The 12,862-nt window shown below is 63.0% G+C and carries 14 protein-coding genes; 6 read left to right on the plus strand and 8 right to left on the minus strand.

The window, feature by feature from the left end; translation table 11 throughout:
* Positions 1-78: 78 nt before the first annotated feature.
* Both VSX60_RS05180 and VSX60_RS05185 read right to left on the minus strand, forming a co-directional pair.
* A complete protein-coding gene (locus VSX60_RS05180) occupies positions 79-921 on the minus strand; it encodes a fumarylacetoacetate hydrolase family protein (RefSeq protein WP_327623085.1) in 843 nt (280 codons plus the stop codon).
* A gap of 50 nt (positions 922-971) precedes the next feature.
* The gene (locus VSX60_RS05185; RefSeq protein ID WP_327623086.1) at positions 972-1,718 is read right to left on the minus strand and encodes an SDR family NAD(P)-dependent oxidoreductase; all 747 of its coding nucleotides are present in this window, start codon (positions 1,716-1,718) and stop codon (positions 972-974) included.
* Positions 1,719-1,901: 183 nt separating this feature from the next.
* Here VSX60_RS05185 and VSX60_RS05190 point away from each other — a divergent pair, with 183 nt between their 5' ends.
* Positions 1,902-2,216, plus strand: a complete 315-nt coding sequence (locus VSX60_RS05190; RefSeq protein WP_327623087.1) for a hypothetical protein — start codon at positions 1,902-1,904, stop codon at positions 2,214-2,216.
* 111 nt (positions 2,217-2,327) lie between these two features.
* Here VSX60_RS05190 and VSX60_RS05195 read toward each other — a convergent pair whose 3' ends face one another.
* The 5 genes from VSX60_RS05195 to VSX60_RS05215 form a co-directional block, all read right to left on the minus strand.
* On the minus strand, positions 2,328-3,098 hold the full coding sequence (locus tag VSX60_RS05195) for an ABC transporter ATP-binding protein (protein WP_327623088.1): 771 nt from the start codon (positions 3,096-3,098) through the stop codon (positions 2,328-2,330).
* A complete protein-coding gene (locus VSX60_RS05200; protein ID WP_327623089.1) occupies positions 3,095-3,850 on the minus strand; it encodes an ABC transporter ATP-binding protein in 756 nt (251 codons plus the stop codon). The genes VSX60_RS05195 and VSX60_RS05200 overlap by 4 nt, the downstream gene beginning before the upstream one ends.
* Before the next feature lie 10 nt (positions 3,851-3,860).
* Positions 3,861-5,000, minus strand: a complete 1,140-nt coding sequence (locus tag VSX60_RS05205) for a branched-chain amino acid ABC transporter permease (RefSeq protein ID WP_327623134.1) — start codon at positions 4,998-5,000, stop codon at positions 3,861-3,863.
* A gap of 106 nt (positions 5,001-5,106) precedes the next feature.
* A complete protein-coding gene (locus VSX60_RS05210) occupies positions 5,107-6,120 on the minus strand; it encodes a branched-chain amino acid ABC transporter permease (RefSeq protein ID WP_327623090.1) in 1,014 nt (337 codons plus the stop codon).
* 90 nt (positions 6,121-6,210) lie between these two features.
* Complete coding sequence (locus tag VSX60_RS05215; protein WP_327623091.1) at positions 6,211-7,575, minus strand: substrate-binding protein; 1,365 nt, start codon at positions 7,573-7,575, stop codon at positions 6,211-6,213.
* A 485-nt stretch (positions 7,576-8,060) separates the two neighbouring features.
* On the opposite strand from VSX60_RS05215, the gene VSX60_RS05220 reads away from it, so the two are divergent.
* Genes VSX60_RS05220 through VSX60_RS05240 form a run of 5 tightly spaced genes read left to right on the plus strand, consistent with a single transcriptional unit; the run spans position 8,061 to position 11,712 of the window.
* Positions 8,061-8,819: an STAS domain-containing protein gene (locus VSX60_RS05220; protein ID WP_327623135.1), complete on the plus strand. Its 759-nt coding sequence runs from the start codon at positions 8,061-8,063 to the stop codon at positions 8,817-8,819.
* Positions 8,820-8,822: 3 nt separating this feature from the next.
* On the plus strand, positions 8,823-9,185 hold the full coding sequence (locus VSX60_RS05225; RefSeq protein WP_327623092.1) for an STAS domain-containing protein: 363 nt from the start codon (positions 8,823-8,825) through the stop codon (positions 9,183-9,185).
* 15 nt (positions 9,186-9,200) lie between these two features.
* The gene (locus VSX60_RS05230) at positions 9,201-9,605 is read left to right on the plus strand and encodes an ATP-binding protein (RefSeq protein WP_327623093.1); all 405 of its coding nucleotides are present in this window, start codon (positions 9,201-9,203) and stop codon (positions 9,603-9,605) included.
* Positions 9,602-10,603, plus strand: coding sequence for an ATP-binding protein (locus VSX60_RS05235; protein ID WP_327623094.1), 1,002 nt, complete (start codon positions 9,602-9,604; stop codon positions 10,601-10,603). Before VSX60_RS05230 ends, VSX60_RS05235 begins: the two co-directional genes overlap by 4 nt.
* Positions 10,600-11,712 carry a sensor histidine kinase gene (locus VSX60_RS05240; RefSeq protein WP_327623095.1) on the plus strand — a complete coding sequence of 371 codons (1,113 nt, stop codon included), beginning with the start codon at positions 10,600-10,602 and terminating at the stop codon, positions 11,710-11,712. Before VSX60_RS05235 ends, VSX60_RS05240 begins: the two co-directional genes overlap by 4 nt.
* 52 nt (positions 11,713-11,764) lie before the next feature.
* Here the strand turns inward: VSX60_RS05240 and VSX60_RS05245 are convergent, their stop codons facing one another.
* Positions 11,765-12,847 carry an NAD(P)-dependent alcohol dehydrogenase gene (locus tag VSX60_RS05245; RefSeq protein ID WP_327623096.1) on the minus strand — a complete coding sequence of 361 codons (1,083 nt, stop codon included), beginning with the start codon at positions 12,845-12,847 and terminating at the stop codon, positions 11,765-11,767.
* Positions 12,848-12,862: the final 15 nt, after the last annotated feature.

The following is a 12,862-nucleotide window of genomic DNA, read 5'->3' on the forward strand; positions in this document are numbered from 1 at the left end:
CGTCAGATTTATACGGCGGCGGCAGGGGCGGGGGCGCTTCGCTAGCCATGCCGGTCATCCCCGCCGCTGACTGCCGAGTCAGGCCGAAACGACCGTCTGCCTCTGCTCGCCGAGGCCTTCGATCCCGAGCGTCATGACGTCGCCCACCTTGAGATACTTCGGCGGCTTCATACCCATCCCGACTCCCGGCGGCGTGCCGGTCGAGATCACGTCACCAGGCATCAACGTGAGAAACTGCGACAGGTAAGACACCATGTGCGGCACGTTGAAGATCAGCGTGTTGGTGTTGCCGGTCTGGCGGCGTTCGCCGTTGACGTCGAGCCACATGGCGAGATTGTGGACATCGCCGACTTCGTCGCGTGTCACCAACCAGGGACCGAGCGGACCGAAGGTGTCGTGGCTCTTGCCCTTGGTCCACTGGCCCATGCGCTTGGTCTGGAAGTCGCGTTCGGACACGTCGTTCATGATCGCAAAGCCTGCGACGTGGTTCATCGCGTCGGCTTCGGACACGTATTTCGCCTTGGCTCCGATGACGATCGCAAGCTCGACCTCCCAGTCGAGAGCCTGCGAGCCGCGCGGCATTTCGACGTCGTCGTTGGGACCGCACAGCGCGGACAGCGCCTTGGCGAAGAGGATCGGTTCGCTCGGCGGCTCTGCGCCGGTCTCGGCGGCGTGGTCCGAATAGTTCAGGCCAATGCACAGGATCTTCTGGATTTGCCCGACGCAGGGGCCCATGCGCGGCGTGCCGTCGACCGCGGGGAGGCTGGAAGGATCGAGAGCCTTCAGCTTGGCAAGCCCGGCGTCGGAGAGGACGTCTCCCGCGATGTCGCCGACATGGGCGCCAAGATCGCGCAGGGTGCCGTTGGCGTCGATAAGTCCCGGCTTTTCTTTGCCCGAGGGGCCATAGCGAACGAGTTTCATGGTGCGTTGTCCGTCCTTCTAACGTGATGGGCAGGAAAAGCGTCGGCGCCTCAGTAGACGGCGCGGCCGCCGGAAATGTCGAACACCGCGCCGGTCGAAAACGAGCAGTCCTCGGAGGCGAGCCAGGCGATCATTGCGGCGACCTCGGCGGGCTCGACAAAGCGATTGAGCGGGATTTTCGACAGCATGTAGTCGATGTGCTCCTGGCTCATCTGGTCGAAGATCGCAGTGCGCGCGGCGGCCGGGGTGATGCAATTGACCAGGATGCCGGTGCCGGCAAGCTCCTTGCCAAGCGATTTGGTCAGGCCGATGAGGCCGGCCTTCGAGGCCGAATAATGCGAGGCGTTGGGATTGCCTTCCTTGCCGGCGATCGAGGCGATGTTGACGATCCGGCCATAGCCCTTTTCCAGCATCAGCGGCACGACCGCACGGCTGGTCAGGAATGGCGCGACGAGATTGACCTCGATGGTCCTGCGCCAGACGTCGGGCTCCAACTCCCAGGTCTTGCCGTTGCCGCCGGTAATGCCGGCATTGTTGACGAGGATGTCGATCGCTCCGGCCTTGGCGAAGGCGTCCTTCGCGGCCGCTGCCACCGCGTTGGCGTCGGTCAGTTCGACCGTCTGGCCGCTGGCCTTCGCACCGAGCTGAGTCACCGCTTCCTCGATCGCCGCGCCATCGACATCCCACAGTACCGCCGAACCGCCGCTGGCGAGAATTCGCTCGGCGGTGGCCAGGCCGATGCCGCGCGCGCCGCCGGTGATGATCGCCGTGCGTCCCTGAAGATCGATGCGGTTCATGAGAATCCCCCAAATGGCGGCTCGCGCCGGTCCAACCTTGCGGCCTCATGACATATCGCGGAGAAGGGTGCAATGTATACGTTAGGAGGTGCGGCTCCAGTTTGTGACCTGAAGTTGGAACAGCCCCTAATCGCGCCGATCGCTCATTTTCTATATGCTTCGCGGAAAGCATGGGAGCACGAGATGTCGAAAGCGAGTCCCGCGTTGGAAGCGTTCATTGACGAAACGATCCGAAGGGGTCGTGAGAAAGGCTACGTCCCAACAATTTTTATAGGTATGCGCCAACAACTTGGAACCCGACCTGCCATAGCCAAACTTGTCCAGAGTGGTGATCTTCAGAGCGGCTTCAAGCGCCTGCACAAACTCAATCTGCTGGATTGGACAATCGAAGCCGCGGTAGAGAAGTTCCCTAACGAATTCACCGCTGACGATCTTGGATGCGCATCATTTCGGCTTCGTGAAGCGAGAAAGGGGGATGGCAATGCCGACCGGACCTAGAGACGAGAAGCGCCCCGCCGCCGTCATCGGCAATGTCGTTCGCGCCATGCGGATCGACTCCAACGAAGGCGCATGATGAAGACCTGACGGCCCCCCGGAGCTGAGGCATGGTCAGATCGCCAGGTACTGGAGACGCAATTCCTTGTTGTCGATGATCTCCTGGGCGGTGCCATCGAAAACCACTTCGCCCATTTCCAGGATGATCGCCCGGTCCGCCAGATGCAGCGCGGCGATGGCGTTTTGTTCGACCAGGATCGTGGTGATGCCCAGCTGTTTGATCTCTTCCAGAATCCGCTCGATCTCATGCACGATCACCGGCGCCAGGCCTTCATAGGGCTCGTCGAGCAGCAGCAGTTTCACCTCGCGGGCGAGGGCCCTCGCCACCGCGAGCATCTGCTGCTCGCCGCCTGACATCGTCGTGCCTTCCTGGGTGCGGCGCTCCGCCAGCCGCGGGAAGTGATCGTAGATGCGCTCCAGCGTCCAGCCGATTGGCTTTTCGATCTGGGCGAGCTTGAGGTTTTCCTCGACGGTCAGGCCCGGGATGATCCGCCGGTCCTCGGGAACGAGCTGGATACCGGCCTGGGCCGCCTGATAGCTCTGCATTTCGTGCAGCGGCTGGCCTTCCAGCCAGATCTCGCCGCGCTTGAGTTCGGGTTGCCCGGCGCGGGCGATGGTGCGCAGCGTCGAGGTCTTGCCGGCGCCGTTGCGGCCAAGCAGCGCCAGGATCTCGCCCTCGCGCACCTCGAAGGATACGCCCTGGACAATGTAGCTTTCGCCGTAATAGGCGTGCAGGTCCCGCGCGGCGAAGAACGGCGTCGCACCGGTCCCGGCCGCAGGGCGAGGGGAGGCCGGGCGTTCCGTCGTGGCGATGGTCTCGCTCATAGATGCGCTCCCCCGAGATAGGCTTCCTGCACGCGCGGATCGGTCTTGATGTCTTGCGGCGTGCCCTCGGCGATGACGGTCCCCTGCGCCATGACGCTCACGGTGTCGGCGAGCGAGAAGACCACATGCATGTCGTGTTCGATGATCACCTTGGTGATCTTGCGCTTGGCGATCTTCTTCAACAGCTCGACGGTGTTGTTGGTGTCGGCGCGCGACATCCCGGCGGTCGGCTCGTCGAGCAGCAGCAGCTTGGGTTTCTGGACCAGGCACATGGCCAGCTCCAGGCGCCGCTTGTCGCCGCGCGACATCGAATTGACGATCTGGTCGCGCTGGTCCGCTAGGTGCAGGTCTTCCAGGATTTCCTCGGCTTCCGCCTCAACCTGTCGGCGGTCCGCCGCGCGCTTCCACAGATTGATGCGGAAGGCCCCGTCCGCCGACGCGAAGGCGGGGATCATGACGTTTTCCATCACCGTCATCTCGCCGAAGACTTCCGGCGTCTGGAACACCCGTGCGATGCCGGCCTGATTGATCTGGTGCGGATGGCGGCCGAGCAGCCCATGGCCGTTGAACTCGACCGAGCCTTCATCCGGAACGATGCGCCCCACCAGACAATTGAGCAGCGTCGACTTGCCGGCGCCGTTGGGGCCGATGATGGCGTGAATCGTCCCTTCCTTGACGTTCAGATTGACGTTGTCGAGGGCCTTGAGCCCGCCGAAGCGCTTGTTGACGCCGCTGATCGCGAGAATATCCATGCCGGTTCCTCTATTCCGCGGCCGAATGGGCCGAGTGCGGCATGTCGGGCATTTGTTTATTGCCCGCCGTCTTCGGCCTGCGGACGATGCCGCCGATCCGGCGCAGTCCTTCCATGATGCCGCCCGGCAGCGCGATCACCAGGATCATGAACAGAAGGCCGAGCGTCAACAGCCAGCCTTCGCCGACGAAGGGGCTGGTGATCGCCACCATCGTCTCCTGCGCCCAGTCGGGCAGGAAGTCGAAGGTGCGATAGAGGAAGCTGTCGTTGAACGAGGAGAAGATCTGCTCGAGATATTTCATCACCGCCGCGCCGATGACCGGCCCGAGCAGCGTGCCGACGCCACCGAGGATGGTCATCAGAACGACTTCGCCCGATGCGGTCCACTGCATGCGGTCGGCGCCCGCCAGCGGGTCGGTGACGGCCAGAAGACCGCCCGCAAGGCCGGCATACATGCCCGAAATGACAAAGGCGGTGAGTAGATAGGGCCGGGTGTTGAAGCCGGTGAAGGCCATCCGGTTCTGGTTGGATTTGATGGCGAGCAACATCATGCCGAAGGTCGAATTCTTGATCCGCATCGCCAGGAAGAAGGCAAGGATCAAAAGGATCGCGCAGAAATAGAAGCCGGCCCATCCCTGCAGTTCGATTCCGAAGAAGTTTGGCGATGGCAGCGACGCGGAGGCGGTGCCGAAGGCGCGGTCGATGATCCGCGGATCGCTGCGGGAGATCTGCAGGCCCGTCTCGCCATTGGTGATCGGCGTCAGCACCGAATAGGCGAGGTTGTAGGACATCTGCGCGAAGGCCAGCGTCAGGATCGAGAAGTAGATGCCCGACCTGCGCAGGCTGACGAAGCCGATGGCCAGCGCGAACACGCCGGCGACGAGGATCGCGAAGACCAGCCCGAAGACGGCGTTCATCGACAAGAGCTTGAACATCCAGACCGCAGCATAGGAGCCCGCTCCCAGGAAGGCGGCATGGCCGAAGGACAGATAGCCGGAGAAGCCGAACAGGATGTTGAAGCCGAGCGCGAAGATCCCGAAGATCGCGAACTTCTGCAGGATGTCTGGATAACCGGCGCCGATCGGCGCCAGCCAGATCGGCATGGTCAGTATCGCCGCCGCGAAAAGCGCGACATAGACATAATCCCCCATCGGCCCCTCGAAGAAGCCGCGCTGGCGCTTGGCTGCCGGCGGAGTCGAACGATGCGGACCGGTCTCGGCGGTCGATACGGAGGGTGAAACAGCGCTGTTCATCGGATCAGACCTCCATGACGCCCTTGCGGCCCATCAAGCCGCGTGGACGGACGAGCAGGACGACGACGGCGACGAGATAAATGATGATCTGGTCGATGCCCGGAACGATGTCCTTGACCTCGGTCAGCGAGGCGAAGGACTGCAGGATTCCCAGCAAGAAGCCGGCAACCACCGCGCCGGGAAGCGATCCCATGCCCCCGACGACGACGACGACGAATGACAAGACCAGGAAATCCATCCCCAGATGGTAGTTCGGCGCGAGGATCGGCGTGTACATGACGCCGGCAAGGCCCGCGACGACCGCGGCCAGCCCGAAGACGATCGAGAACTTGCGGCCGATATTGATCCCGAGCAGGCCGACGGTCTCGCGATCCGCCATCCCGGCCCTGACGACCATGCCGAAGGTGGTCAGTTGCAAGAAGGCGAAGACGGCGGCGATGACGACGAGCGAGAACAGGAAATAGACGATCCGCCACATCGGATAGCTGATGCCCGTGACCCCGAACCATTGGCCAATGTCGGCGCTGCCGGCCAGCGCCGGGGGCGCTGTGAGCGGGATCGGGTTGGCGCCGAAATAGTGCTTGACGATCTCCTGCAACACGATCGCCAGGCCGAAGGTCACCAGAATCTGCTCGGCATGGCTGCGCTTGTAGAAGAAGCGGATGAGCCCGCGCTCCATGGCGAGGCCGATCAAGAGCATGACCGGGATCGCCACCAGGACCGACAGGGGGACAGCCCAGTCGACGATCGCGCGGCCGGTGTCTCCCCACCAGATCTCCAGATAGGGAATTTCCTTGTAGGCCTCGAAAAACGTGACGCTCTCGTCGCGGATCCGCTCGGAGATCGTCAGCAATTTGGTGAAGGCCACGGCACAGAAGGCGCCGAGCATGAACAGCGCGCCATGGGCGAAATTGACCACACCCAGGGTGCCGAAGATCAATGTCAGGCCGAGGGCGATCAGCGCGTAGGCGCCGCCCTTGTCGAGCCCGTTCAAGACCTGAAGAATAATGGCGTCCATAGGTCCCTCTGATCGATCCTATCGATCCTCGCGAAAGCTTGATGGGCCGCCGGCCCTTCGGTCGGCGGCCCTCATCATGTCAGCCCTGGATCAGGCCGCGCAACCTTTGACTTCCGAGGGGCCGAGTTCACCACCGAAGATCTCCGGATCGTAGGTGACCTCGTCGCGCGGCACGACCTTGACGATCTCCATGAGATCGAACTGGTTGGTCGGCTCCTGCTTGCCGCGCACCACCAGAACGTCCTTGAAGCACTGGTGATCGGCGCCGCGATACAGTGTCGGCCCGTTGCCGAGCCCGTCGAACTCGAAGTCCTCAAGTGCCTTGATCAATTCCGGCGGATAGAAGGTGCCGGCAGTCTCGGCGGCGTTGGCATAGAGCAGCGTCTGCGCGTAGCAGGTCTGTGCAGCCTGCGACGGTGGACGGCCGTAGGCCTCGCCGAACGACTTGGAGAAGGCCTTGGAGGCCTCGTTGTCGAGTTTCCAATCCCAGTTGGCGGTGCCGAGAATACCCTTCACGGCTTCACCGGCGCCCTGCGCCATCAACTCGGAGAACAGCGGTACGACGATCTCGAACTGTTTGCCGTTGACCTGCTTGCTCTTCATGTCGAACTGAGTGACGGCCTGACGCAGCGAATTGACCATGTCGCCGCCGTAGTGGTTGAGGATCAGGACATCGGCGCCGGAATTGAGCACCGGCGTGAGATACTGCGAGAAATCGCCGGCGCCGAGCGGCGTGCGAACGGCCTGCGCCGTTTTCCAGCCGAGCGCCTCGGTGGCGTTCTTGATCGATTCTTCCTGGGTCCAGCCCCAAGTGTAGTCGGCCGTCAGGTGGTAGGCGACACGATCCTTGCCATATTCCTCGGCGAGCACCGGTCCGAGCGCCTGTCCCGACATGTAGGCGTTGAAGAAATGGCGGAAGCCGTAGCGCCGCTTGTCCTTGCCGGTGGTGTCATTGGAGTGGGTCAGACCCGCCATGAAGATGACACCCATCTCCTGGCAGAGCGACTGCACCGCGATCGCGACGCCCGAGGACGAGCCGCCGGTGATCATGATCGCGCCGTCGGCTTCGATCATCCGCTTGGCCGAGGCCCGCGCCGCGTCGGACTTGGTCTGGGTGTCGCCGGTGACGAAGGCGACCTTCTTGCCGAGAATGCCGTTGCCCTTGAGGTTTGACGGCTTGAGCAGCGGGATCAGGCCACCGTCGCCTTCACCATTGAGGTGCTTGACGGCCAACTCGTAGGCCCGCAACTCGTCGGCGCCCTCGTCGGCATAGGGGCCGGACTGGGGGACGTTGAAACCGAGGGTGACCGTGTCGCCGTTCGGATTGTTGCAAAAAGCCTGGTCCTGCGCCCATGCGCCACGTGTGAACACGTGCGGCATGGCGAGGCCGGCGCCAACGCCGACGCCCGTCGTGAGTAACTGCCGACGGGTCCATCCGTCCTTGAAAAATGCCATTGGTGACCTCCCGAATTATTGGATTCCGGCCGAGCGCCGGACGTCGACCGTGTGGCCGCTGAACGCCGACAATCAGCTTGAACGCCTGCTATCGTTTCCGAAGTGGGAGCGTTCGCCAATAGTACTTTCGGATGACCGCCGAAGTCTGCGGTAATACTGCATTGCAGCATGTATGGTGGAGAATTCACGCGTGGATATTGCGCTGCACCCGCAGATGGCTGCCGCTTTGGTGCGAAAATATGTGCGCAGAACCTGTCCGCGATAGAGGCAAAAAGCCATTGCCAAAACTTCCAATCTGGCCAAATGCGTACAAACCGGATTGCGTCGACGGCCGCACCGGGCGATAGACGGGCAGGGACGCTGATAGTAAGGGCATGAAATGGCAGTCGAAACATCACCGACCGTGGCGCTTCTCCGCGCGGACTTCGAGAAAGTCCTCGCTGGATGGCTAAAGGCCCAGGCGCGGGAAGGCGTCAAGCGAACGGATCTCGTTTCCGCCAAGGGAAACCGAGCAGCAGAGCCGGGAGCTTCTGAGTGTCCTTACGGGGGCGATGGAAAACGCCGCCGTCGACGAGGGTTTCGATCTCGGCAAGCCAGCGTGGGATCAATTCCGCGAGACTCTGGAGGCGATCACGGAGAGCCGCACCCAGCGCGGGGTTTCCCCGAAGGAAATGGGCTGGTTCATCGCTTCGATCAAGCAGCCCTTGTTCGATCAGTTGCGGTCGATCCTCGCCGACAGCCCGCAAGCCTTCTCAAACGAGATCTGGAACACCACGCGGGTCGTCGATCAGATCGTGCTTCAGGCCGTCGAGTACCTCGTTCAGAAGCGCGAGGCGGTGATCGAACGCCAGCAGGCCGAGATGACCGAGGTCTCCGCGCCGGTGGTCAAGATCTGGGATCGGATCGTCACGGTTCCGCTGATCGGGACCCTCGACTCGTTCCGTGCCCAGGCGGTGATGGAGAATCTGCTCGACTCGATCGTGCAGTGGGAAGCCGAAGTTGCGATTATCGACATCACGGGCGTTTCGACGGTGGATACGCTGGTTGCCCAGCACCTCTTGAAGACGGCGGCGGCGGTACGATTGATGGGGGCCGAATGCGTCATCTGCGGTATCAGCCCGAAAATCGCCCAGACGATCGTCAATCTCGGCGTGGAACTGCCCAATATCGTCACGCGCGTCGATCTGCAGAGCGGCCTCGCCCATGCTTTCGAGCGCATCGGCGTCTCCGTGAAGGAGAGTTAAGGGGTGGAACCTTCCTTCGGCACCACCCCCATTGTCACGATCACCGGATGCGTGGTTGTCGCGATCCGAGATGATCTGGACGACCAAGGGGTCGTGACTCTCCAGGATCAACTCGTCGAGGAAGTGGCGCGGCACAAGGCCCGTGGTGTCGTCATCGACATCTCCAGTCTTGAGATCGTCGATACCTTCGCCGGCCGGATGCTGGGCGCCATGGCCCAGATGGCGCGCATGATGAATGCGCGCACGATCGTCGTCGGCATGCGTCCGGCCGTGGCGATGACTCTCGTCGAACTCGGCATGACGCTGGAGGGCGTCGAGACGGCACTGAACGCGGACAGGGCAATCGATCTGATCCTTCACCAATAGAGCATTGAGCGATCCGTGAGCGAGGAAGTTGTGACCGTCAGGCTCGCCCGAGCCACCGATGTGGCTTTCGCGCGCCAAGCCGCAATGAAAGCGATGGCGTCTCTGGGCGCCAGCGTGATCAAACGAACGAAGTTCGTCACGGCCGTCTCGGAGATAGCCCGCAACGCGATCGTCTACGGTGGCGGAGGTGTGATTTCATTTGCGATTATCGGGAACGGGTCGTTCCGCAAGGTCGTTGCTACATGCTCGGACCGAGGCCCCGGCATCGACGACATCAAGCAGGCTCTCACGGACGGCTTTACGACCGGAGGCGGGTTGGGGCTCGGTTTGAGCGGCGCCCGCCGTCTGGTCGACCGGCTCGAGGTTGAATCGTCCCGCGAGAGCGGGACAACCGTCATATTGGAGTCCGCTGCCCGATGATCTCGCTACAAGTCACGGAAATCAGCCAAGTCGGTGCGGCGCGCAGAAAAGCTCTCCACGAAGCCGAGACGATCGGCTTGTCCGCCGACGACCGCGACCGGCTGGCATTGGTCGTCACCGAAGCGGCAACGAATCTGGTCCGGCACGCCCGCGGGGGCGAGATCATTCTGATTCCGCGTGCGGAGGGTGAGGCGGCGCGATTCGACGTCATCGTTCTCGACGACGGACCGGGCTTGTCGGATATCCAGGCTGCAATGACCGACGGTTATACGACGGCGCAGGGGGGCGAACGAGGATTGGGCGGCGGGCTCGGCGCGATCGCGCGCATGTCGGACGCCTTTGACATCTACAGCGACCCGAAGGGCACGACGCTTGCGATCACCATTGGCAAGCTGAAGCAGGACTTGGGGAAAGCCTTGGAGGCCGTCGGCCTGATCGTCCCGAAGCCGGATTTCTCCGAGGGCGGGGACGCCTTCGATCTGCGCCTGGAGGCGCGCCATACGATGATCATGCTGATGGATGTTCTGGGTCACGGACCCGCGGCGGCGGTCGAGGCTAAAAAAGGTGTCGAGGCCTTCGAGCGGTCGACGGGAGCCTCGCTGGAGGCGACGGCGGCAGAAATTTCGGCGGCCCTGAGCGGCGGGCGCGGTGCCGCCGCTTTACTCGTCGAGCTGCCGCATACCGCCGGCAAACTACGGGCGATGTCACTCGGAAATGTTCGGGGGGAAATATTGTCCCCTGACGGCGCTCGCCACGGCATTCCATCGACGCCGGGCATCGTGGGCGCGAGCGCCAAACAGCCTCGGGTGACGGAGCACAACTGGCCGGCGGAAGGAATGCTGGTGCTTTCGACCGATGGTCTGCGGGGCAGCGAGCGTGTACCGGAACCGTCGTCGCTGTTTTTTCGCGAGCCGATGACAATTGCCGCGACGCTTTACAAGCGGAGGCGGCGGGGAACCGATGACTGCGGCGTGGTTGTCGCGCGAGCAAGGCAGTGAAGGCGGTCGTCACGTCGATTCGTGTCGAGCGGGACGCGGACGTCACGCATACACGCCGCACCGCGCGCCTTGCCGCGCAGGTCGCCGGCGCTGCTACGCGTGATCAGATTCGCTTTGCGACGGCGGTGTCGGAGATTGCCCGCAACGCGCTCCAGTATGCGGGCGGGGGAGTTGCCGAATTCGCCTTCGACCGCCCTGAAGACAGGACCCGGCTGATGGCCAGGGTGCAGGACAAGGGGCCTGGGATCGCTGCCGTCGAAACGATGCTACGGGCTCGGCATCAGGCACACACCGGGCTCGGTCTGGGCCTAAGTGGCTCGCAGAAGCTGGTCGATTATTTCGACCTGAAGACCGGCGCGGGCGGCACACTGGTGACGCTTGGGCTTCACCTGAATGGGAATCGCGACACCGACGATCTCGCAAAGGCGACTGCCGGCGCCCTCATCGACGCCGCGCAAGGCTCCCCGATCGAAGAACTCGCCGAGCAGAATCGCGCATTGCGCGATTCCCTGGCCGAACAGCAATTCCTCCTGCGCGAAATCCATCATAGGACCAAAAACAATCTGGCGATCATCCAGTCGTTGGCGCTGATGCAGGCGCGGCAGGCCAAATCGGAGGAGACGCAGGAAGCGCTCGGGATTTTGACGAACCGCATACAGGCCTTTGCCAACGCACATAATTTCCTGCATCAGGCTGAAGACGTGACCCAGGTCGATATGCGGCAGCATTTGGAGAGCCTCACCGACAGGCTCGCCTCCGCTTTCGGCTCCAGTGGCTTAACGATTGACTGCCATGCCGAGGCGATTTCTATCGGGTTCGAAGCGGCGACGGAGATCGCGCTGGTGGTCAACGAACTGGTGACCAACGCCGCGAAATACGGCGGCGAGAACGGCCATGTGGACATTCAAGCATATCAGCAGGGACCCAATTTCTGTCTTCGCGTCGGTGACGATGGGCCGGGACTGGATAATCCGGAGACGGTGCTTCGAAATTCCAAGTCGCTCGGTTGGCGGATCGTGGAAGGCTGCGCCCGCAAACTGAACGGCAGCCTCGAGGTCGAGGGGACGAAGGGGCTGTCGGTCCTGCTGACCATTCCCAACGACCGGTAAAGAACAGGCTCGGCCGCCGCCGCTTTTCCGCGAAATGCGCTTCTTGCTGGTGTCAAAGTCCCATTTGGATCTGCATCTTCACCTCGCCTTTCGGTGCGCTCGCGGCCAGTTCGAAGGCCTCGACGCTTTGCGCGAAGGGAAAGGTCCGGGTAATCAGCGGCGCGACGTCGATCGTTCCCGAAGCCAGCATCGCGACGCAGCGGTCGAAGACATGGGCATAGCGGAACACATGCTCGACCCGCGCTTCGCGCAGCATCGCCGCCGCGACATCGTAGGCGGCGGGTTTCAGCGGAATGCCGACGAAGACCACCGTACCGCCCGGACAGAGCGGCTCGAAAATGCCGGCGATCGCCCGCTCCGCGCCGGAGCATTCGTAGATGACGTCCGCACCCCAGCCGCCGGTCTGGGCCATCACCGCCTCGACGAGGTTGTCCCGCGCCACATTGACGGTTGAGACCGGTCCGAGCGTGCGGGCAAGGTCCAGCTTGCTATCGTCGATATCGCTGACGATCACATGGGCGCAGCCGGTGGCGAGAGCGGCGAGCACGGTGACCAGGCCGATCGGTCCGGCGCCGATGACGATGGCGACATTGCCGGGCGCCGCGCGCGCCTTGGTCACGGCGTGGACGCCGACGGCCAGCGGCTCGACCATGGCGCCGGCGGCGAAGGAGACATTGTCTGGCAGCTTGAAGGTGAACGCCTCCGGATGAACGACGCTGGATCTCAGAACGCCATGCACCGGCGGCGTCGCCCAGAAGCGCACGGCCGGATCGAGATTGTAGAGCCCGAGGCGCGTTGCGCGGCTGTCCAGGTCGGGGATGCCGGGTTCCATGCAGACGCGGTCGCCGATTTGGAGCGTTTCGACCCGATCGCCGACTTCGGTAACGATGCCCGATGCCTCGTGGCCGAGGATCATGGGGGCCTTGACCACAAAGGGGCCGATCGCGCCATGCGTGTAATAGTGGACGTCCGAGCCGCAGATGCCGACGGTGTGGATAGCGACCCGCACGTCGCGGCGACCGAGTGGTTCGTCGACCGGCATCTCGCGAAGCGAGAGTTCGCCCTTTTTCTCCAGCACCAGGGCCCGCCGCTCGCCTTGGTCGGAAGCTTGGGGTTTGATCGCTGCCTGGCTCATCTCATCCTCCGGACT

This window comes from Aurantimonas sp. A3-2-R12, assembly GCF_036016755.1.
GTDB lineage: Bacteria > Pseudomonadota > Alphaproteobacteria > Rhizobiales > Rhizobiaceae > Aurantimonas > Aurantimonas coralicida_A.